At 47.2% G+C, this 21925-nt stretch carries 17 protein-coding genes and 1 riboswitch; of the genes, 8 read left to right on the forward strand and 9 right to left on the reverse strand.

What is annotated here, in order from left to right; translation table 11 throughout:
• Nucleotides 1-66 precede the first annotated feature (66 nt).
• The 6 genes from GJB61_RS20335 (at nucleotide 67) to GJB61_RS20355 (ending at nucleotide 7646) form a co-directional block, all read left to right on the forward strand.
• Nucleotides 67-1227: an efflux RND transporter periplasmic adaptor subunit gene (locus tag GJB61_RS20335; RefSeq protein ID WP_154120857.1), complete on the forward strand. Its 1161-nt coding sequence runs from the start codon at nucleotides 67-69 to the stop codon at nucleotides 1225-1227.
• 38 nt (nucleotides 1228-1265) lie between these two features.
• On the forward strand, nucleotides 1266-2282 hold the full coding sequence (locus tag GJB61_RS20340) for an ABC transporter substrate-binding protein (protein WP_338115982.1): 1017 nt from the start codon (nucleotides 1266-1268) through the stop codon (nucleotides 2280-2282).
• 21 nt (nucleotides 2283-2303) lie between these two features.
• Nucleotides 2304-2570, forward strand: a complete 267-nt coding sequence (locus GJB61_RS32410; protein WP_338115983.1) for a hypothetical protein — start codon at nucleotides 2304-2306, stop codon at nucleotides 2568-2570.
• A 70-nt stretch (nucleotides 2571-2640) separates the two neighbouring features.
• Nucleotides 2641-3336, forward strand: coding sequence for a response regulator transcription factor (locus GJB61_RS20345; protein ID WP_154120858.1), 696 nt, complete (start codon nucleotides 2641-2643; stop codon nucleotides 3334-3336).
• A complete protein-coding gene (locus tag GJB61_RS20350; protein WP_154120859.1) occupies nucleotides 3329-4426 on the forward strand; it encodes a HAMP domain-containing sensor histidine kinase in 1098 nt (365 codons plus the stop codon). The genes GJB61_RS20345 and GJB61_RS20350 overlap by 8 nt, the downstream gene beginning before the upstream one ends.
• Before the next feature lie 145 nt (nucleotides 4427-4571).
• Entirely contained in the window at nucleotides 4572-7646 is a 3075-nt protein-coding gene (locus tag GJB61_RS20355) for a VanZ family protein (protein WP_154120860.1), read from the forward strand.
• A 133-nt stretch (nucleotides 7647-7779) separates the two neighbouring features.
• On the opposite strand, the gene GJB61_RS20360 is transcribed toward GJB61_RS20355, so the two are convergent.
• Entirely contained in the window at nucleotides 7780-9276 is a 1497-nt protein-coding gene (locus GJB61_RS20360; protein ID WP_154120861.1) for a glycoside hydrolase family 30 protein, read from the reverse strand.
• A gap of 159 nt (nucleotides 9277-9435) precedes the next feature.
• Entirely contained in the window at nucleotides 9436-10449 is a 1014-nt protein-coding gene (locus GJB61_RS20365; protein ID WP_154120862.1) for a LacI family DNA-binding transcriptional regulator, read from the reverse strand.
• 384 nt (nucleotides 10450-10833) lie between these two features.
• Here GJB61_RS20365 and GJB61_RS20370 point away from each other — a divergent pair, with 384 nt between their 5' ends.
• Nucleotides 10834-12819: a GTP-binding protein gene (locus tag GJB61_RS20370; RefSeq protein ID WP_154120863.1), complete on the forward strand. Its 1986-nt coding sequence runs from the start codon at nucleotides 10834-10836 to the stop codon at nucleotides 12817-12819.
• 72 nt (nucleotides 12820-12891) lie between these two features.
• Here GJB61_RS20370 and GJB61_RS20375 read toward each other — a convergent pair whose 3' ends face one another.
• From GJB61_RS20375 to GJB61_RS20405, 7 genes are all read right to left on the reverse strand, one after another.
• Nucleotides 12892-13869: a hypothetical protein gene (locus tag GJB61_RS20375; protein ID WP_154120864.1), complete on the reverse strand. Its 978-nt coding sequence runs from the start codon at nucleotides 13867-13869 to the stop codon at nucleotides 12892-12894.
• Entirely contained in the window at nucleotides 13866-14360 is a 495-nt protein-coding gene (locus tag GJB61_RS20380) for an RNA polymerase sigma factor (RefSeq protein ID WP_154120865.1), read from the reverse strand. The genes GJB61_RS20375 and GJB61_RS20380 overlap by 4 nt, the downstream gene beginning before the upstream one ends.
• A gap of 228 nt (nucleotides 14361-14588) precedes the next feature.
• Nucleotides 14589-17972, reverse strand: coding sequence for an S-layer homology domain-containing protein (locus GJB61_RS20385; protein ID WP_195724415.1), 3384 nt, complete (start codon nucleotides 17970-17972; stop codon nucleotides 14589-14591).
• Between the two features lie 159 nt (nucleotides 17973-18131).
• Nucleotides 18132-18983 (reverse strand): ABC transporter ATP-binding protein, encoded by an 852-nt coding sequence (locus GJB61_RS20390; protein WP_154120867.1) that lies wholly within the window; start codon nucleotides 18981-18983, stop codon nucleotides 18132-18134.
• A gap of 17 nt (nucleotides 18984-19000) precedes the next feature.
• On the reverse strand, nucleotides 19001-19762 hold the full coding sequence (locus GJB61_RS20395; protein ID WP_338115984.1) for an ABC transporter permease: 762 nt from the start codon (nucleotides 19760-19762) through the stop codon (nucleotides 19001-19003).
• Complete coding sequence (locus GJB61_RS20400) at nucleotides 19759-20052, reverse strand: thiamine-binding protein (RefSeq protein WP_154120868.1); 294 nt, start codon at nucleotides 20050-20052, stop codon at nucleotides 19759-19761. The genes GJB61_RS20395 and GJB61_RS20400 overlap by 4 nt, the downstream gene beginning before the upstream one ends.
• 37 nt (nucleotides 20053-20089) lie before the next feature.
• A complete protein-coding gene (locus tag GJB61_RS20405; RefSeq protein ID WP_154120869.1) occupies nucleotides 20090-21151 on the reverse strand; it encodes an ABC transporter substrate-binding protein in 1062 nt (353 codons plus the stop codon).
• 125 nt (nucleotides 21152-21276) lie between these two features.
• Nucleotides 21277-21388, reverse strand: a riboswitch (TPP riboswitch).
• 160 nt (nucleotides 21389-21548) lie between these two features.
• Here GJB61_RS20405 and GJB61_RS20410 point away from each other — a divergent pair.
• Nucleotides 21549-21908, forward strand: a complete 360-nt coding sequence (locus GJB61_RS20410) for an Hpt domain-containing protein (RefSeq protein ID WP_154120870.1) — start codon at nucleotides 21549-21551, stop codon at nucleotides 21906-21908.
• Nucleotides 21909-21925 lie beyond the last annotated feature (17 nt).

Consider the following 21925-nt stretch of genomic DNA (forward strand, 5'->3'; position numbering starts at 1 on the left):
AAACTCAGACAATGCTTACGAATTATACTTTCCTACGGAAAGTTCTCGGAAGGAGAGAAACGGGAAATGGAAATAGAGAAAGAATCAGCTGATCGTAAGCGCAAACGAAGTATTCAGGTCGTGTTCATTGTTTTTATGGGAATGTTAATTTTTTTTACGCTGTTCAGCAACACGCTGCAGTCGCTGACCTTACCGAAAGTGAGAACGGAAAAGCCGATTAACGGAAGTCTTGTATTTACATTTGAAGGCAGCGGTGTACTGCTGTCAATCGCCCAAGCTAAACTATCAAATGCTGCTGGCTGGAAGGTCCGGAAGCTTCTCGTGAAAGAAGGAGAACGTGTAAAGAAGGGGCAAAAGCTAATCCTCTATGACAGCAAATCTGCCGAACGGGAATTGGAGGATGAAATAACCAACTTGGATAAGCAGAAAATCGAGCAGCAGAATATTCAAGATCAGTTCATCCAGTCGACCCTGGAAGGAGATGAGCTGAAGATTCGGAGTGCCAGACGCGCTATTGAAACGGGGAAACTTGGACTAGCCACGCAGGAACGTAAAATTAACGAGTTGAGAGACCATCTAACTAGCGAACGGGAAATGACTGCTCCGTTCGATGGCATTATAACAAAATTGAATGCCGTCCAAGGGTTAATTTCAGCTGGAGAACCTGATGTTCTTATTTCAAACAGCAGCCTAGGTTATCAACTGGATATTTTGGCAGATTCAACGCTGTTGTCCAGCTTAGGGATTTCTATCGGAGAGAAGATAGAAGTTGGGGTACATACTGTCCAAGAACAACAGATCCGTATGGTCGACGGTACGATTGATGAAATTGTGAATGCAGAACCGCGTCTCGAGAGCGCAACTAGTGAAGAGGTAGGCAAGACCCTAACGGTCCCTCAGAAGGCTCTCCGCATAAAGGTCTTTAATTCTGAACTGAAGGGAGGTGAGCAGGCAGAAATTGCCCTCGAGAAAAACTCGGACCAAGCGGGATTGCTCATTTCCAATGAAGCTGTTCATCAGGATCGTGACGGCAAGTTTGTGTATAAAATTGAGCAGCAGCAGGGTGCGTTAGGTAATGTCTTTGTTGCTCGTAAAGTCCAAATTCATACTAGTGAAACAAATGACAAAGAAATGATGATTCAAGCGGATAACCTCTATGAGGATGATCTGATTATTCTGGAAAGCAGTGAGCCTCTACAAGATGGAGATCGAGTTCGTCTGCAGTAGCTAAGCCTTTATACGATAAGATTATAGGAGGAATTCATATGATGAAAAAGTGGCTATGGGTGACATTTATGGGTATTCTAATGACGATAATGACGGCATGCGGTTCGGGAGGCAGTGGGAAATTGGCAAGCACGGAGGAACCGGTCGTTAAAGAGGGGAAAACAGTCGTTACTTTGTCTATGCAAAAGTCGAACGCATTCTACGAGATGGTAGAGAAAAAGTTTGAAGCGAAGTATCCGGACATAGATTTGCAAATTCAGACTTCGACTGATTTTGAAAAATACCAAAAAACGACGAATGCAGCGATATTATCAGGGAAAAGCGCGGATGTTTTTGAGATAAGCAGCCTGCCTATCGATGATTACGTAAGCAAAAATCTTCTCCTGAACATGGATGATTCCATGGAACAAGACAAAACACTGAATAAAAGTGATTTGCAAATGAACATTTTGGAACCTTTGAAAGTGAACGGCGGCATGTATGCTATGCCTTCCGGGTTCTTCCTGCGAGCGTTCGTAGGCGATGGCGACATCCTTAAGAACACGAACATCGATGAGAAGAACTGGACATGGCAGGATTTCGAGGAGATCTCGAAGGAACTTATGCAAAAGGAGGGGGGCAGTGGCAATGAACGCCGTTATGCCTTAGCGAATGACCCGCCGGAAATGCTCCTGCAAGAAATGGTCGTGGATAATTATACCGCTTTCGTTGATCATGCAGCAAAACAGGCAAAGTTCGACTCGCCCTTATTCACCGAAATAATGCAGCAAATCAAAAAGATGTACGATGATAAAGTCATGACTTCAGAACCGGCAGAGGTCGGCAAGCAATTGTTCTATTCTACTGTTGTGCAATCGCCAGCAGATCTTATAAATGCTCCGCATACCCTTTTCTCAAATCCGTTGCTTCTGCAAAAACCAGGACAAACGGGTGGAATGAGGATTATCGCTCCATCTCGGTTTGCGATACAAGCTAAATCGCCAGTCAAAGAGGATGCATGGAAGTTTATCGCTTTCCTGTTATCTGAAGAAGTGCAATCCCTACAAGAAAGATAAGGGTTTTCACTGCTTAAATCTGTGAATGAGAAGCAGTTGAACGACATTCAGGAACAAGTTGCAAGTAGTACCTACAAGCTTCCGAGCGGGAAAGTATCTAAGGTGTCGGACGAAGAATTTACGCTGTTCAAACAACTCATTAGTACAGCGGATAACTATACGGAGATGGACGGTAGTGTGATTTCCATTCTAGGAGATGAGTCCAGATCATTCTTTAGCGGACAAAAGTCTGTAGAGGAAGTGGTGAATCTGATCCAGAACCGGACGACAACCTATTTAAACGAATAGGAAAGATTGAAACTAAAAGCAGCCCACCTTGTGCGCTGCTTTTTTAATCGGGTATAGGAGTGGGAAAAGTATGAGGCTTATCACGATTCTGATAGCAGATGACGAGCCAGAGATCGCGGATCTGGTGGCCTTGCATTTACAAAAAGAGGGATATCATATTGTCAAAGCAGCCGATGGGAAAGCCGCTATGCAGGCTATTCAATCGCAGTCGATAGATCTGGCTATTTTGGATATTATGATGCCTGGACTGGATGGGTACGAGGTCACCCGTCAAATACGGGAGCAGTATCATCTGCCCATCATTTTTTTGAGTGCCAAAACCTCGGATCTTGATAAAATTACAGGCCTGGTAATGGGGGCAGACGACTATATGGTGAAACCGTTTAATCCGATGGAATTGGTGGCTCGGGTGAATTCTCAGCTGCGTCGTACCCTGTTGTTCAGTCAACCTGCAGCTCTGAATAAACTCGTATTGGAAACGGGTGGATTAATAATTTCTCCTGATCAGCATACGGTTACTCTATATGGTGAGGCTGTTAAGTTAACGCCGAAGGAGTTTGACATTCTTTATTTGCTAGCCAGTCATTCCAAGCAAGTCTTTAGCGCCGAGAATATTTTCCAGCAGGTGTGGGGCGAAGCTTACTATGAGAGCGGCAATACGGTTATGGTGCATATACGCACTCTGCGGAAGAAGCTTGGAGAGGACATCAATAAGCATAAATTCATCAAGACCATTTGGGGCGTGGGGTATACGTTCAATGAATAAGAGCAACCGAAGCTTTCGGACCACGATGATTCTGCTGCTGGGCTTAAGTATGCTTTTGTCCGGTGGGATTACATATGGGGTCTATCGAATCCTGCAGCTCTATTATGCCGGTGTTCGCCTGGAAGATCCGGTGGCCAAGTATCGTCACTTTATGAGTAATATCGGGGATATTTATTTTTTTCTGATCCTGTTCATTCCATTGGCTATTCTTTTTTTCTTTTTGTTCACTAAGCCGTATCTTACCTATTTTAATGAAATCTCCAAGGGAATCCATCATCTTGCCAATGGTGAATTTAAGAATCGGGTGTTTATTTCCTCAAAAGATGAGTTCAGAACCATTGCTGAGGATCTTAATCTGGCGAGTGAAAAGCTGCAAGAGGCCGTGGAAAAAGGGGATTTAGCCGAGAATAGCAAGGATCAGTTGGTCGTGAATTTGGCTCATGATTTACGCACACCTCTTACTTCAGTATTGGGTTATTTAGATTTAATTCTTACGGATGAAGGGCTGGCAGAGGAGCAAATCAAACATTTCATCTCGATTGCCTTCAACAAATCTCAACGTCTGGAGAAGCTGATTGATGGCTTGTTCGATATTACTAGAATAAACTATGGTATGCTGCCTGTCGAAAAGAAGCAAATAGACGTTAGTGAGCTACTGAGGCAATTAAATGAGGAACTGTATCCTGTGTTCGAGAAAAATTACCTAATTTCCAGGCTCAATATTACGCCTAACCTATACATTTCTGGCGATGGAGAATTGTTGGCACGTGTATTCGAGAATTTACTGACCAACGCCACCCGTTACGGGAAGGAAGGACTGTATGTAGATATCAATTGCCATCTGGATTCAGGGCATGTAATCATTCAGGTTATCAACTACGGGGGACATATTACTCCAGAAGATTTGCCGCATATCTTCGATATGTATTATACGAGTGACCGGGCACGAACACACCAAGAGGGCAGTACGGGTCTGGGCCTGTTCATTGCTAGAAATATTGTGGAGCAGCATGAGGGGACCCTTTCGGTCGAGAGTAGTGTGGTGCGGACCTTATTTGAGGTTCAACTGCCGCAAGCGTCTAATATTTAAGAAAAATTTTAGATTAGTCCTGCTTTTTCTTAAACAGTTTTCTCTATTCTGAGGATATAAGGAATGAGGGAGGAGACAGTTGATGAAGAAGTGGGGCTTTTTTTGAAACAGTGAATACACATAAAGAGTTCGAAGGAGGTTGCCTGTGAGAACCCATATATGTAAGCCGAAAATGATTTTGACTGCGGGATTTATCGTGTATCTGTATGTATTAATCAAGGTGATCCTATTTAAGTGGGGTTCTGTTGACATCCACGTTCTACTTTACCAGCTTCAGCGTACTCTCGACCAGCCTAATCGTATCTTCGATCGACAAGGAAACTATATTCCATTTAAGGAGATCATAAAAGAGATCCACAGTCTATCCATCTCCCATCCATTTTTATCGACGAATCTTATTGGCAATATTCTGATCTTTATTCCATTGGGGCTCTTCATACCTCTGCTTTTCACATCAAGAGGGGCGTCCTTCGTAAAGATATTTATGCTCCCTCTACTGCTAAGCTTATGTTTCGAAGTTACACAACTGCTATTGTGTATTGGCACATTTGATGTAGATGATCTCATATTGAACACTGCTGGTGGAATCGTTGGGTATGCGGCCTCAAGATCGTTTGCGATGATGAAGAAACCGCGATCTCATAAGGATTTGGTATTATCCCCAAATGAGAAAACGAATGTAGTTTTACTTCAAGGAGGGGATTTCTTGTATACACGAAAAAAGGCGTATGCTGCAATAATGCTAAGTATAGCGGTCCTTAGCCAGTCGTTAGCATACAGAGCGTACGCAGCATCCGTAGACACTTCATCCATCACAGCAGCGTCTACTCTGGACAAACTCGGCCCTATAACTCTGAAGAGTAGCGTGAGCGCGAAGCTGACCGATGTTGGCTTTTTTGCACAGGATAGCGGAAACATTTTAATATACACACTTAACTATTACAACGGAAGTAGCAGTCCGGTCAAGCTTTTCGATTATTTCTCCAGGGTCACTACCCCGGGTGGAGCTATTATTCAAGGAAGGCCGCTTACAAATAGTGCTACTATCCAATCCATCGCTGCCAAGAGTAGCCAGTCCATCACCTATTTCGTGAACATGGGTAAGGCTACAAAGGTCAATGGTGTCAAAATCTCACTATATGGTTGGGATTTCAGCAGTGCGGATTATCAGAAAAGGTTGGGCACGATTATAGTTCCAAGTGCGTATTCGGCAGCCCTAGGCAGAGGGCAGAGTAAAAAAATAATTATAAACAATCTGCCGGTAACAACCAAAGCCGAAAGCTTACAAATCTATAAATTTAACGGAAAAGTATATGCCAAGATTGGTATCAGCTTTTCAAACACAGGAGTTAAGATGCTCACTGATACAGGAATGAGGGGCTATCTCACTTCATCTGGAGGTTCGGTATTTGGACTGGCCCTGAACGATGCTAGTAGCGGATTCAAGATCCAGCCTCAAGAGAAAAAGATTGTTTATTATTTGACTGAAATCCCTTCATATATGAAAACCGATAATATGTCACTACAGTTCGCGGTGGAGGACAGCACTCTAAGTATTTCTCTTCCTGTTATTACCTATAAACTGCCCGCCGCGGCGGCGGCTAATCTCGTTGTAGCAAGTAACGCTGTCAAAAAAATTACGGTCCGCAGCAACACGGTCGAGACTCAACTAAAGAGTGCAACCGTATATTCAGAGAACGGAGTGGCTAAGTGGAGTCTTAAATTCCGTGTGAAGAACTCCGGCAATAAATCTGTGATTCTGCCAGCCTACGAGCTGGCCATAAAAGCCGCCGAGGGGTATACCTTTCCGGTGAACAGTAAAGCTTTTGCCAACCTGAAATTAGAACCTCTAGAAGAAAAAGTGATCGATCTCAGCGCTGATGTGCCTCTGGAGCTGAGTCCAGGAACTCTGCAGTTGCAGATGACAGAACCCGCTGTGGCTGACAAGATTGTATTTCCCATTGCATACTACCAGATTCCCTATTCACTGCAAACAAACAACTTACTTGGGATGGAGTACACGGTGGAGAACAGCCTGGGAACCTTCGGTGTGAAGCTTAATTCGGTACAACGTCTGCCCTGGTCGGATGAAGATCAGCTTGTCACCAAAATAAGCATTCGCAACAGCGGAACAGCCGCTGTACAGCTCCCAGTGCTTACTGGGGTTATTAAAGCGGGAGAAAGTGATCTCAGCAGCACATCCCAGATCGTAACAGAAGATACACGGACCCTTCTGACTCCGAATGAAACAGCGGCGGTTTATATTGTAACCAATGTCCCTTATTCATATAGCTTCAATAAACTGAAGATATTACTTCAGGGTACGTCTGGCGGAGAAACAACAAACTTCCTTACTTTGAATACCAGCCAGTTGGACAATACCATTGGGATATTAGCTGCGGGCGATGCCCTCCACATTGAACTTGCGGGTAAAAAAGCGGCAGTTCTGGAACGGTTAACCACCGTTTATAGCGGCACCCGTGCCAACCTTATGTATACCGAACTGGTGATGAACAGTGAAGAATCCCGCAAATTTGAGCAGACCCAGCTTGTTGCCTACTATAAAACACCGGACAACCAATATTACGAAGCTGAAGTCAATCAATCCACCACTGCCTTGAACGCAAATGGCAAAAGTCTCGTAACAGTCTGGAGTAAAATTCCACTTGCCGTAGACACCTCCCAGCTTATCCTTTGTATCGGTGAAGGTGTTGCAGAGGGCAAATTGGCTGCACCCGGGATTAAACCAACAGCTTATATCAATATGGTAGGGCTGACTCTTAACAAAACCGTAGGCACTCCACAGAAGTCACTACTGGATATTGAGCTATTTCCTTATTCTTTATCCGTTACAAATACAACTGCAACTATATCGGAAGGCGAAGATACGTTAACCGCAGTGATGAGCTACAACTTGTCCCAAAGTGAGTTGTACGATGCCGGCGAGTACGAACATAAGCTTGTTCTGGAGCTAATTGACCCGTATGGACAAGCTACGGAGAAGATTTTGACCTTGGGTACTGATCTTTCCTTGGGAAATCTTAAATCATTATCAACTACGATTAACAGCAACCTGTACAGAACACTCCGCGGAGGCTCTGTACGTCTGAACATCTATGATGAGTTTAAAGGCGAAAGAATTTTGTTGGGAGGTCAAAACTATTCTCTTACTTATAAAGCAGTGAAGCAGCAGCAGACAACTGCCATCCCGAATTCGTGACAGACCATACTAATGTGATATTAACGTTATCGTAATAAATTATCCTTCAATTTCTAAAGGAAACGGGTACCGCCCATAAAGGGCGGTACCCGTTTCCTTTTTGTTTGGAGCGAGCTTTTACGCTCTGGATTACTTAAGACGGATTGCCGACCCATTTATAAGTCATCACTGATTTGGCAGGGACATTCACTACGAACGATTGGCTGCCCCACTGAATCTTGACATTTCGAGCCGAGGTTTGCGGATTATAGGCCACAACAACCTTGGAGCCATCCGGATTCTTGAAGGCTACATTCTTCAGATCGTTGCTGCTGTTGGACTGAATGCGGTAAGCACCCGGGACGACAAACTTACTGAAGTGGCCGAGCAGATAATATTGCTTGGTATAGGTGACCGCATTCTCTGGGTTATCGTTGCGATTGTCGGAGTTCTGGATCGTGACCATCCCCCGGTTGGTGTTGTAAGCGGCAAGCAGTGCGGGACCATCCTTCTGATCTAAGGCGGCATTCCACAGGGTGATCGATTTGGACCAGTTGCGTGTAATATTAATGAATTCCGAGATCATGTTGTCAAAACCTTGGGTAGTCCCGTTCTGCGGATCATTCCAAGTCCCGAATCCACCCTCGGTGAACCAGATATCCTTGTCAGGATGAGCATTGTGCATGGAAGTCATCGTCGAGCCATCCCCACTGTCGTAATGATGGAAGGCGCTGCCAGAAATATAATTGGCTTTGCCGGCGTTCTTTAGGTTCTGGACAACGGTGTTCGGAAAGCCCCAGTCCAGGAAGTTGTGATCAAAAGCGATGATCTTCGTATGGATGCCGACGCTGCTAAGCGTAGGTCCCAGATAATCGCCGATAAAGCCAGTTTCATCCTGCTCATTCATTCCCATAGACGGATAAGCACCGGTTTCATATTTGGGTTCGTTCTGCACGGTGACGGCATAGATGGGAATGCCTTGTGCCTGATAGGCTTGAATGTATTTTTTGAAATAGTCAGCGTAGGTCTGATAGTACTCAGCCTTAAGCTTGCCACCGTTAAGTATGCCCGAGTATTTCATCCAGGCGGGAGCGCTCCAAGGGGATGCGAACACCTTAATGTTCGGATTCTTGGCGATGGCAGCCTTGACCATGGGCACGATATAAGACAAATCGCGGCCTATAGTGAACTGGCTGAGTGAGGTGTCTCCGGCTGTGTCGTCATACGTATAGGCCGACCAGGCAAAGTCCGAGCTGCCCATCGGCTGCCGCAGCACGCTCAGGCCGATGCCGCTAGTACCAAAGAGCTTCTCCATTACCTCGGCGCGTTTAGTGGCATTGAGTTTATAGTTGAGCAGCCAGGTTGAGGAATCGGTAAGCGAGACACCGAATCCATCCATCTGCTGGTAAGAGACGCCTTCGTTGACCGTGATGGTGTAATCGGCGCTGCTGGCGTTGGTACTGAAGGATTTATCGCCGATCCGGGTCAGCCGAGCACTGGTGCTGAGCCCGACAGCAGGTTCCGTGTTTGGATCAGAGGTGGAAATCCAGACCTCGGCCTGTTCTCCTGCGGCCGAGACCGGCCCCGCCGCAATGCTTCCGCTTACGGTGATTAGAGATGCAATCAGGGCAGTGAATAATATTTTTCTCATGAATCTAGAACTCCTTTCAAAATGGGGTTAGGCATTCACTTTGCTTCACGTCAGGATGCAAGACCGGGGCTGCTAACCTAGTCCTAGCAGGCAACACCACCTTTATGTAATCGATTACATTTTGCGACAAGTGGAACCGTTCAATATAAATTTATATATTTACACTTCCCTTTTAAAGCTGGACGAAGCCCGAATCAGCAGTTCTGAATTAACTTTGAAGGTCCGTTTATCCGCAAATTCGTTGTCGTTCATCAGGTCTATTAATTTCTCGGCAAGCATGATGCCCATGGTGTACTTAGGCTGATTGACTGTACTCATCGCCGGGGAGATATACTCGCTGATCCGATTGTTGTCGACTCCGACAACAGCAACCTGTTCAGGGATGGACAGACCGTGCTCCCGGCAAGCTTTGTAGACTCCGAGTGCCATTTCATCGTTGGCGGCATATACGGCGCTGAAGGTAACACCCCTCCCAAGTAGTCGATTAATCGCATCGTATCCGCCAAGCTCATTGAAGTCGCCGGATTCAATGAGTTCCGGCCGGTAGGGGAGATTTTGCTGCTGAAGTGCCTGCTTATACCCTTCAAGTCGCTCAACACTGTCCATGGACTCGGCGTACCCACTGAGAAAGACAATGTCTCGATGGCCACAAGCGAAGAGATGCCGCATAACTGTAAGCGAGAACTTGATATTGTCCGTGTAAATGCAGGGGATACTTTTATGCTCAAGATAGCGTCCAATGACAGCCACAATATAGCCCTGGTCGCTGATGCCCCGAATTTCGTCGTCGCTGAGTAGGGGAGCGATAAGGATGGCAGCGTCAACGGTCCGGTTCATGAGCAGATTGAGATAGTCCAGCTCCTTGGACTTCTGGTTCTCGGCATCACAGATCAGCAGCTTGTAGTTTTTGAGATAGGCCATATTCTCTATGCCTTTGATGATCTCGGTGAAATAAGCGACATTAATGTCGGGGACGATGACGGCAATGGTTAATGTCTTTTGCGAACGCAGATTCTTGGCCGTGGCATTTGGATGATAGCCCATTTCCTCGATGGCCTGCATCACTCTCTGCTTGGTTTTTGCCGTAACTCCTGCACTATGGTTGAACACACGTGACACCGTGGCTGTAGATACCCCGGCCCGTGCGGCCACATCGACAATTTTAATATCCAATCTATTCACCGCCCGTAATCAGTATGCCAACCATTATGTAATCGTTTACATTTTCTTTACTATTGTAGCCGATCTTTAGTAGGAAAACAATGGAAAATATAGCAGGTGACCACGTTTTCTACAAATCAACTTGGCAAGTTTCTCAATAAAACTGGCCGGAGAATTGGAAATGCGTCTTGTTCGACAGGGATTGGGAAGCATCCACATGGATTTTAAGAAAGATCACTGTTAGCTTGAACATCATCGAATCCTGTAAGGCCATTCGTGACTTACAAAGACGGCTGAATTTTTCAAGAGAAAAAGAAGCCTAAACAACCGTTCATTCACACTTCGGTATATTATGAAGGAAGAAAGATTCTATTACTTAGAAATCAAGGAGACAAGATGGATAATAAAACCATTGGCATGTTCGCCCATGTGGATGCGGGGAAGACCACATTTGCCGAACAATTGCTGTACCATACACATAGCATTCGGGAGCGGGGCAGAGTCGATCATAAAGATGCTCACCTCGATAGTCATGACATAGAACGGGCAAGAGGCATCACTGTTTTTGCAGACCAGGCAGTCATGTCGTATAAGGGCGCAACCTATTATTTGATCGATACCCCCGGGCACGTCGATTTCTCTCCAGAGATGGAACGGGCTGTCCAAGTGCTGGATTATGCTGTTCTCATTATCAGTGCGGTAGAAGGAGTCCAGGGTCATACCGAAACGGTCTGGCAGCTGCTGCATAAGCTTAAAGTACCGACGTTCTTTTTCATTAATAAAACGGACCGGGTTGGCGCGGATGTGGACCGAGTTTTTGAGGAGATTCGTACGCAGCTGACAGAGGATGTGTGTTCGATTACCGGGTGCTTGGGCAGCGGAGAAGTTGAGGAAGCCTTGGTGGAAAGCATGGCGGAGCGTGACGAGCAATTGTTAGAGAAGTACATGGCGGGTACGGAAGACCAAACCTTCTGGCTGCAGACGCTGCAGGCTAAGTTTCGGGGACATCAGTTCTTCCCTTGCGCGAGCGGTTCTGCTTTGCAGGATATTGGCGTTACAGAATTTCTTGATCAGCTGCACTTGTTAACGACTGTGGATTATGATGAACAGGCTCCTTTTGGTGGGCGTATCTATAAAATTCGTCATGACAGTAATGGTGTGCGATTGACTTTTATAAAAGCATTAAACGGTACGCTTAAGGTTCGTGATGAATTAAGTTATGCCAGCGGAGATGCCACAATTTCGGAAAAGATTACGCGCATGTACATTTATAATGGGAGTAAATCGCATACGGTTGATCAGGTATCAGCAGGTGATCTGTTCGCTGTAACCGGACTCTCAGCCGCCGAGGCTGGGCAAGGCTTAGGCAGCTTATCGGACAAGCTGATCTATGAGATGGTGCCGACCTTGAAGTCGAAGATTATTTATGCCGTTACCTATAACGTCAAGGATGTGCTAAAAGCTTTCCAAGTGCTAAACGCGGAGGACCCGTCATTGAACGTTATCTGGGAAGAAGCCGTGCAGGAAATTCACATCCACGTCATGGGCCTCATTCAACTTGAAGTGCTGGAGCAGCTCGTAAAGGAACGATTTCAATTGGATGTATCCTTTGGTAGCCCTGAGATTCTATATAAAGAAACGATTGGGTCCACCGTGCATGGCTATGGACACTTCGAGCCGCTCAAACATTATGCCGAGGTGCACCTTCGACTAGAGCCGGGGGAGCGAAATAGCGGAATTACTTTCGTGAATGCCTGTCATGCCAACGATTTAAGCGTAGGCAATCAGAATCTAGTAGAGACTCATCTCTATGAGCAAGACCATCATGGTGTATTAGCGGGTATGCCGCTTACAGATATGAGGATTACCTTGTTAACAGGCGCTGCGCATAATGAGCATACGCATGGCGGTGATTTTCGCGAAGCTACCTTACGTGCATTAAGACAAGGGTTGGAGAAAGCGGAGAATATGCTGCTTGAGCCTTTTTATCATTATAAGATTAAGGTGGTACTCGACTATATAGGCAGGGTCTTATCTGATATCCAGCAGGCAGCTGGACAATTTGATCCGCCGCAAATCACTGCATCGTACGCTATCATTTCAGGCAAAGCCCCTGTGGCCTCCTTTATGAACTACAGTACAGAGCTAACTTCCTTTACGCATGGAAAAGGTACGATTCATCTCGCTTTTGGGGGTTATGATCGCTGTCATAACGAACAAGAGGTGATCGATCGAAAGGGCTACAGGAAGGATGCTGATCCGCAATACAGCTCCTCTTCGATTTTCTGTGCCAAGGGACATGGTTATACGGTAGCTTGGGATGAGGCAGAGGCGAAGATGCATCTGGGTCGTTTACCCTATTCACCTCAAATTGAAATCTAATGATATATGTTCTACAAAAAGCAAAGGGCCATCCGCTAAGGATGGCCCTACAACTTACTGCTGCGCTTATTTTTATGGATTCATGCTGTTCCACAGCGTTTGAAACGCGCTGGACTCGACCTCGAAGAATACGGGTGCATTTCCATACCGTACAAGTCCCTGACCAAATAGTGTCAGTTGTACCCGGGTCTTGTCTTCCAATTGCAAGTAGATGATCTTGCGGTCTTCACTGTCATAAATGCCTTGCTCGGTCAGCGGCTCCGCTGCTAGTGGTTTGGCCGCTTGGAGTGCTGTCATGAAGCCTTCTAGTGCTTCACCCCCGGTGAGCGGTGTGTACTGCTGCTTGCCATTGTTCCAGCTGTCAAAGCTTTCCCATTGGGCGGTCGCGATTCGGCCTTCCAGATTCAGCTTGCCGAACAGGTCCGCGCCGCTGCTTAGGGTAATGCCATTCGTATGCTCGAATAGTTCGGCGAAGATCTGGCCGTCGATTTCCGTATAAGACATAACCAGAAAATCAGCGTCGTATCCTTTTACGGAATAGATATCCGCTTCACCGATGTTGGAGGATAGCTCGATATAATCATCTTTGCCGCTCCATTCGTTGATGCCGCTTGTCGTCTTGCCCAGCTTCTCCCCGCGTAGTGCAGCGGCGTCGGCCGGGTCAATGGTGGTTGCCGCTTGGGTATAGACATTGCCCTTGTATACGACTAGGGCGAGCATATCTGCCTTAACGCCTGATTCCTTATCTGGCAGCTCCAGCTTAGGAATGACAATACCGCTGGAAGTATCCGTAGCTGCGCCCCCCGGGTTGGATGTGTCCGGATTTACTTGGGCCACTTGTCTCGGGGCTGCCGGTCCGTTCAACTGTTGCCAAATACTTGGTGAGGCCAGACCAATCCCGGCGGCGACCACAACGCTTGCCGCTATAATGACCATTTTGCGGGGACGCTTCCGCTCCATTTTGCTGACTAATCCTGTTTTCATTTCTTCGCTCGATTTCATTGAATCCACCGCTTTCTTGTAGGATGTTCGAAACTGATCTTCCTTCATTGCGATTCCGCTCCTTCCAGCTCCAGTTTTAACAGCTGCCGCCCCCGCTGAAGTCTCATCTTCACGGCAGACTCGCTGATTTGCAGAATCTTGCTAATCTCCTGAACAGGATAATCCTCGTAATAATACAGATGAATAACAGTCCTATACTTCACTGGCATCGCCAGCACGAGCTGCAAGATCGCCAAATCCTCGGGGCTGTCGGTCGTAACCGGCATTGCGCCCTCCAATCTGACCACGCGCTTGCGCCAGCCTCTGCCTAGCAGATTGTTGCAATGATTGGTAATTACCCTGATCAGCCATGCCTTCTGATGTTCGTCATCCTTGAACGGGGGTGCTTTTTCCATTAGTTTGATGAAGGTGTCTTGAGTGGCTTCTTCGGCATCCTCGCGGCTGCCCAGATGGACTAGGGCAATTCGGAACAGCATATCTGCGTAGACTTCGTAACTTTTCATCACATGATTGCCCGGCCGGGTCATGGGTCGCTGCATGAGGCTATGCCCTCCTTTACCTATAACACCCTTAAGGACGGCATTTGGTCACATTTTGTTCCAGGGAAGATGTGGTGCAGGTATATTCATAGCCACCCGTTCGCTACGGAAATCAAGACATTACTGGATGAACTGAATGAGATCACAAAAAAGAGTGCGATTTCAGGAAGAACTCCTGAGAATCGCACTCTTTTTATGTTCTGGACCTTTTATCCATCAAGGACTTTGCTAAATGAGCCCCGACTTCTGTAAGAGCCGCTGAACCATCGCTGCAACCTCTGCTCGAGAGATATTCGCTTTTGGAGCAAGCAGTGTGCCATTTCTGCCAGAAATGATCCCCGCTTGCAGACAGTCCGTAATGCTGTTCTTCGCCCAGTCTGCGGACAGATTTGCATCCGTAAATGGACTCCATAATTCTCCGGTTGCTTTAATTGGGGAATTTCCTTTTAAATCTGTGATCGTCATCGCTTTAGACAGGATCATCATTGCTTGTTCGCGAGTCATCTTCTCTAAGGGACGGAAGGAATGATCTGAATATCCACTGATCAGGCCATACGTGTATGCAGTCTCAATAGCACTGCTATACTCAGCTGAAGCTAATACATCCGTGTATGGAGAAGCACCGTTCTCCAACTTTAATCCTAATCCCCGTACGATGATGCTCACAAATTCCGCACGTGAAATGTCTTGCTCAGGATCAAACCTATTATTGTCAGAGCCACTCATAACCATTCTGGCTCCCATATTGTTGATAGCAGCCTTTGCCCAGTGCTGAGAAACATCGTTGAACTCCAAAGGATGCCAGACAATGGAATACGTGCTGTTGGTTAAGCTATTCACTTGGGCATAGTATTTGCCATCGATGATTACGACCTTTGTAGGTACGTGGCGAACGCTTCCGTCCGGTTCGATGACAACCCCTGTTGTAATTTTGTTAGGATCTACTCCGTCAGGTAGGGCGATTGTTCTTTCTACATAAGCGTTGAACTTGGTCACTTCAGTGGTGGTATTTCCGTAAATACCTCTTACTGTAAAGTTGAGAGGAGGGGCCATGAGGGTCAATCCCTCTTTAATAGCTGAATCCGCTACAATCTTCAGGGTGTCTACTGATGGTGTGGCAATTTCGATCTGCACCTTAATATCTTGAAGGGCTACAGTCTTGCTGAGCTGCGCGGAAATCGCATCAATATTGATCTGTTGGGCAGGGAGTCTATAGGTAGCATTCTCCGTTTTAAGTTCCAGAATCGCCTGTTTTTGTTCCATGTTCTTGAGGGTCTGTCCATTGATCTCTCCGATGACAACATCGGATTGGGTCAGGAATGGAATGGTAATGACGGATTCTTGTCCTTCTGTGGCGAGCTTGTCTTCAAGTTTCTTGGAATCCACGGAAATGGTAATTACCGTCTGATTATTTACTTGAGTGGTTGCTGCCGTTCCTGCATTTTCCACCTTGCCATTCACAAGCACGTTAACTCCGTTATTCGTAGTGACTGGTACTGGTGGTATAACGCTGCTACTGCTGCCGCTAGATGGTGATTGTGGTGTTACAGCATTAGAGGCTGCAGAGGCGATACTCTCACCAGCGCTATTGAGGGCTGTAACTATAAAAGTATAGGTTGTTCCATTGGTGAGACCTGGTATTGTAAATGTGTTTGTTGAGCCTGTAGCTGTGATATTATCTGGTGACGAAGTAACGGTATAGCTTGTAATCGGACTTCCTCCATCCGTTGAAGGGACGGTGAAGCTAAGGTTGGCCTGTCCATTTCCCGCTGTGGCTACGAGATCTGTTGGTGCTCCAGGGACTGTCTTAGGCATGGCGCTAACTTCATTGGAAGCCACACTATCTCCTTCGGGATTAACCGCCTTCATCATAAAATAATAAGTCGTACCATTGGTTAAGCCTGTAGCAATATAGCTGGAATCTGAGCTGCTAAGGGTGATCACTTCAGATCCATAATTCCCGGCAGTCTCGCTTTTGTGAATTTTGTATCCTGTCGAAGCATCCACGGAATTCCAAGCAAGACTGACTTGCGCATTGCCGGCTGCAGGTGTCTGTAATACGGGAGTACCGTAAACAATCGGTGTCGTGTCACTTATCGTAATCGCCAACGTTTGAGTTCCTCCCCCACTGAAGTTGAAGGTCAGGCTCGTCACTCCTATCAACAGCGTGGCAAGGTAGCTTTTATTGATTGTAACGATGTTATCTGAGACCGTATAGTCGAGGCCTGGATCAAGAGTGTCTCCGCCATTAGTAACACTGTTGAGAGTGTTGTCGTTGAGTACCATCGTTGTCGACACATCAGCTTGGGCCGTGATCAGCTTATCGAAGTTGGCAGTTGTGGGGCTAATACTGCCTCCTGTCACTGAGAGCAAGACCGTAGCCTGGTTTGAAGTTCCGTAACCATACGAATCTGTAAATTGATATTTAAAAGCATCTGCACCCACATAACCAGCGTTGGGCGTATAAGTAAACGAACCATCTGTCTGCAGGACTACGTTTCCATGTAGGGGTGTTAATCCTCCTAGGACAGCCGTACGTGTTCCTCCATAGGTACCATCATTGGATAAAACACCTGGTGCCGGTACGGTAAGAACCGTATCCATTGGCGTAGCATAACTATCATCCGACGCTCCAGGAGCCGAGGTACCGTAGAACTCGAAGGCAATTCTTAAGGGAGCGGAGCTGGGAGCGAATTCGGTTAAAGGAATCTTGAACTCATAGACCTTGTGCTCATAAACTGCATGATCTGTATAGGAGAATGAAGATTTTCCCCAAGTGGTTTCATATATCGAGAGCTTGTAGTCTTGTAAACCGCTAGCTGTATTAACATAAACTTTCGCATAATCCTTCCAATCATCCATTGTATTGTCCGGTGCACCATCCATCGTTACATATAAATAGTTATCGTCATTGAACACCCAGGTATATAAATAGTTGTTGGGGTGACCTGTTGCAGGTTCGGCCCATTCTTTGCTGAAAGGAGGCATGGCTGCCACTTCATCTAATTTTCCGTCCAGTGTAATCATCCCGCGTTGTGAATCTAGGGTGTAGTTGTAAAAAGCATCGTTCGCAGTTGAAGACATTAACGGAAAACGGAAGGGGATTTTACTGATTTCCATGTCCTCGATACGAGCTGCAACGGTAAGCGTTGCTTCTTTTGCTCCCCCGTTAAAGGTGATGACCGTACCCTCCGCTTCAAGGTTGATTAAGTCCAAATCTTGCTTAGACACCTTCGCCAATGATTTCCCGCCCGCTCCTGCGACCTGTACAGGAGCTTGACCATCTAACGTTACGACATCAAGCTGAGCGTTGCCGCCACCGTTCTGGACGAGCTTAATGGAGACAGACTGGCTGGTATCTAACCCGGTTATAGATAATGCTTGTTCTTTGACAAATTCATCATAGGCGATGCTGCCTTCCAGCAGCCAGTCCCCTTGATTCAAATAATAAACAGACAACGTTCCATTGTATAAATACGCGTCGAGACTTGTCCCACCAGTTATGGGTCCTTCCTCATTAGCTGCTGCATAAATAGGAGTGGCAGGGAGTATTGGAAGCGCTACCAAAATAGACATCGAAAAAGATAACAAATAAGTGAATATTCGTTTCATACACATTCCCCCTTATAGAATCGACTATCAGCGTAATTATTGCACAATAAGTGTATTATAGCGACAGTATTCTACAATTAATTACACATATTTCAAAGTAATGGAAAAATAACAAGAACCAGTCCGAACACGGCCGTGTTCAAACTGGTTCTTGTTATTTTATCCCTTTGTTGTAGCGCTCTTCTCCTGTTCCTCCCGCATCCACTGCGACAGCTGCCGCTTCAGCAGCAGGAACTCCGGTGAATCGGTGATTTCCTCACGGCGCGGCCGTGGGAAAGGAATATCCACCGTATGTAATACTGAGCCGGGACGGCCGGAAAATACATAGATCCGGTTGGAGAGCAGCAGCGCTTCTTCGATGTTGTGGGTAATGAACAGCACAGAGCGACGGTTCTCCTCCCACAGCTCCAGCAGCCAGCGCTGCATTTCGCTGCGCGTCAGCGCATCCAGTGCGCTGAACGGCTCGTCCAGCAGCATTAGCTCCTGCGGGGCCAATAAGGCCCGCAGGAACGCGGCCCGCTGCTGCATCCCGCCCGACAGCATGTGAGGGTAGGCCCGCTCGAACCCGCTGAGGCCGACCTTGGCCAGCCAATGCCGGGCTTCTTCGCGCGCCTGATCCTGCGGCACGCCTTTGATCTCGCCGGCGATCAGGACGTTATCCTCGATCGTCCGCCAGGGAAACAGCGCAGGCTGCTGCGGCATATAGCTGATCTCGCCGCGCTGTCCTGTTACGAGGCTGCCGTTCATGCTTATCGTTCCGGCATCCGGCTGCTCCAGACCGCCGATGATGTGGAACAAGGTGCTTTTGCCACAGCCGGAGGGTCCAACGATGGATACGAATTCCTGTTGCTCAACCTTGAGCGAGACGTTATTCAGCACGCTCGTTACGCGGCGGCGCTCTGTGTAGGCTTTGGAGATGCCCTTGACTTCAAGTGCGGGTGGCGCAGGCACTGCTTGAGAAGAGCCTGGGGTTTCCGTTGTGCTGTGTTGAATCTGTGTTTCTTCAGACATTGGAGGTACGCTCCTTTCTAGGAATTGCGGCGCGGCTTCCAGCGGACTAGCCATTTCTCCAGCAAGGCAATGATCGCAAAGAGCACCAGACTAAGCAGTACAATAATAACAATAGCGACGAACATCCGGTCCGTATGGTAGGCTGATTTCTGCAGAAGCATATAATACCCGATTCCCTTGTCTGCACCAATCCATTCGGCGACCACTGCGCCCATTACCGCATAGGTAGCGGATATTTTCACACCGGAGAATAGCGATGGCAACGATGAAGGCAGCTCCAGCTTGGTGAAGATTTGCCACTTGCCTGCACCGGCCATTTTCATATAATTCAGCATAATCCCGTCACTTTGCGCTAAGCCACTCATTGTAGCCACAGCTACCGGGAAGAAGCAGACCAGAGTAATTAAGATTATCTTTGGCAGCAGGCCGAAGCCGAACCAGATGACAAGCAGCGGTGCAAGCGCAATGGAGGGAACATTCTGGCTGAGAATCAGCAGCGGATAAAAAGCGCGTCTAGTCCAAGGCAACAGATGCAGCAGCAGCGCAATGATAAGACCTACCGCGGTACCAATTGGAAAGCCGATCAGGGTCAGCCGTAGCGTAGCCAGAGTATGGACCCAAATCCCAGTAGCGTTAGCATTGAACTCACGAATGATGTCCGTGGGACTCGGCAGAATCCAAGCTTCGACATGGAATAGGGAAACCGCCAGCTGCCATCCCGTTAACAAGAATATGACCGCCACAAGAGGCGGCCATAATTGCTTCCAAGTTGATCTCACGGCCGATATTTCTCCGTCAGCTTCTCCATACTGATGCCATTCGGGTTATGGGCAATCTTGATCTGTGAAATGATGCTGGGGCTGCCAGCTGCGACCAACGCTTCATGCATCTGGCGCACAATCTCCAGCAGCTCTGTAAGTTCGCCTTCCATCGTGGTATCCAGCGGATTCACCTGATGCTTCACGCCGGATTTCTGAATAACCTCAATCGCTGTATCTACATACGGGATGGAATCCTCACCGTTCGGAGTCTTGGGGATAACCTGAATGCTTAATAGTGTATTTGCCATGATTGTATCAACCTTTCCGTTTTGTATTTATCGTTCACTATTCAGTGGGTAGATAATCATTCGTAAACGTGCTGGCGACTTCCAGCGGCTTATCCAGCAGCTTCAGACCGTACATCCAGTCGGCGTAATTCTGCCACACTTCAGCCTTCTGCTCACCCCAACGGGCGGCATCGTCCTGGTATTTCGGGCTAAGCCATTTCTGGCTGGCCAGAACCAGCTTAGGGTCCAGATCAGGCACGGCTTTACTTAGGATGGCGGCCGCTTCTTCAGGCTTATCAATGGCATATTGATAACCTTTCGACGTAGCCTTCAGGAATGCCTTCACTATTTCTGGCTGATCGGCAATCTCTTTCTCACTTGTAGTTAGTACAGGTGTGTAATAATCCAATTGCGGTGCATAATCCTTCAAGTAGAGCATATCTATGGGCTCGCCGCGTAGCTCGGCTTCGATGCCGGTCCAGGCATAGAAGATCCAGGCGAAATCAATATCACGTTTCACGGCGGTGAAGAAATCGGCTTCCCCGATGTTCACCAGCTTAACCTTTTTCACATCCCCGCCTTCCGGGTCCATGATTGCTTTCATAGCTGCTTCTTCGGCAGGAGAACCCCAGCCACCGTAGGTTTTACCTTCAAAATCCTTCGGAGACTTAATGTTGCGATCCTTGGGTGCGGCGAATCCGGAAGTATTATGCTGGATAATGGCGGCGATAGAGACGAGTGGCACTCCTTGCAGGCGAGCTAAGGTCAGACTTTCTTGGGCACCAATGCCAAAGGCTGCCTCACCGGAGGTCACCATTGTATCGGCACCAGCGGCACCTGGCTGCACAATTTCTACATCCAGACCTTCTTCGGCGTAATATCCAAGATCTTTGGCTGCATACAGACCAGTATGGTTCGTATTGGGTGTCCAGTCGAGCGCGATCTTAATCTTGGTAAGTTCTTTTGGTGCATCCGTGGCAACTGCAGTTGCTTCAGGAGCAGCACCGTTACTTCCTGTAGCATTCTTGTTGCCGGAATTCCCATTATTACTGCCGCAACCTGCAATGGCGATGATCAGCAGGCAGCTTAGGCCCAGCGTTAGTCCTTTTTTGACTCCCATGTTTCTTCTCTCCTTTATCTGGTAACGAAAGACCCGGCTTCATATTGATTCCGAAATATCCCATAACAAAAAGCGCCCCGATGATCGGGACGCTGGTTTGGCGCAAGATAGTAGAGGTCAATGAGACCCGAACTAGTGGCTATTCCTACGCTGGCATTATCCAGATCAGGTATAAGGGTCAGTATCTTGTGGGATACAATCTCAGCCAGCCTAATTCCAGCTCCCCTGATTCTATGAAGTTTACGGGTGTTGCTACGTTCTTACGGTGTATTATAGACGCACACTTCTGTATTGTCTAGCAGCATCCACCAATTTGAATTATCTTGAAGCGATCGAATGATATATAATATAACAACAGAATGACAAACAGAGCTGAACATGGAAAGGTGGAATTAGGATGATGGACGCCCACATACCGGTACTCGATGAAGAGACGATTTCCGGTATCCGAGAATTGGATGGGGACGGAGAGTCAGAATTGCTGCGCACCTTGCTAAATATGTTCACGAGCGACACCCCACTCAGAATAGAGGCCTTGCAGAAAGCGATCGATAACAAGGATCTTGCCGAAAGCGCCGGAGTTGCCCACAGCCTGAGATCGGGGAGTCTGGGCATTGGAGCACAGGTTCTGGCCTCCGTATGTGCTGGAATTGAACTTCATGCTAGACAGGACAACCTTGCAGCAGCGGCAGCATTGTTGCCTGATGTTAGTGCAGCTTATAAAGAAGCCTGCTCCCAGTTGCTAAGTTTGCTATAAACAACTGTGGACTATCG

Origin of the sequence: Paenibacillus monticola, assembly GCF_009664975.1 — a bacterium.
Lineage (GTDB): Bacteria > Bacillota > Bacilli > Paenibacillales > Paenibacillaceae > Paenibacillus_AQ > Paenibacillus_AQ monticola.

Bases quoted from the DNA above. Each gene is read 5' to 3' on its own strand.
- GJB61_RS20335 (WP_154120857.1), top strand. From the start codon at position 67: ATGGAAATAGAGAAAGAATCAGCTGATCGTAAGCGCAAACGAAGTATT.
- GJB61_RS20340 (WP_338115982.1), top strand. From the start codon at position 1,266: ATGATGAAAAAGTGGCTATGGGTGACATTTATGGGTATTCTAATGACG.
- GJB61_RS20345 (WP_154120858.1), top strand. From the start codon at position 2,641: ATGAGGCTTATCACGATTCTGATAGCAGATGACGAGCCAGAGATCGCG.
- GJB61_RS20350 (WP_154120859.1), top strand. From the start codon at position 3,329: ATGAATAAGAGCAACCGAAGCTTTCGGACCACGATGATTCTGCTGCTG.
- GJB61_RS20360 (WP_154120861.1), bottom strand. From the start codon at position 9,276: ATGAGAAAAATATTATTCACTGCCCTGATTGCATCTCTAATCACCGTA.
- GJB61_RS20370 (WP_154120863.1), top strand. From the start codon at position 10,834: ATGGATAATAAAACCATTGGCATGTTCGCCCATGTGGATGCGGGGAAG.
- GJB61_RS20375 (WP_154120864.1), bottom strand. From the start codon at position 13,869: ATGAAGGAAGATCAGTTTCGAACATCCTACAAGAAAGCGGTGGATTCA.
- GJB61_RS20380 (WP_154120865.1), bottom strand. From the start codon at position 14,360: ATGCAGCGACCCATGACCCGGCCGGGCAATCATGTGATGAAAAGTTAC.
- GJB61_RS20385 (WP_195724415.1), bottom strand. From the start codon at position 17,972: ATGAAACGAATATTCACTTATTTGTTATCTTTTTCGATGTCTATTTTG.
- GJB61_RS20390 (WP_154120867.1), bottom strand. From the start codon at position 18,983: ATGTCTGAAGAAACACAGATTCAACACAGCACAACGGAAACCCCAGGC.
- GJB61_RS20400 (WP_154120868.1), bottom strand. From the start codon at position 20,052: ATGGCAAATACACTATTAAGCATTCAGGTTATCCCCAAGACTCCGAAC.
- GJB61_RS20405 (WP_154120869.1), bottom strand. From the start codon at position 21,151: ATGGGAGTCAAAAAAGGACTAACGCTGGGCCTAAGCTGCCTGCTGATC.
- GJB61_RS20410 (WP_154120870.1), top strand. From the start codon at position 21,549: ATGATGGACGCCCACATACCGGTACTCGATGAAGAGACGATTTCCGGT.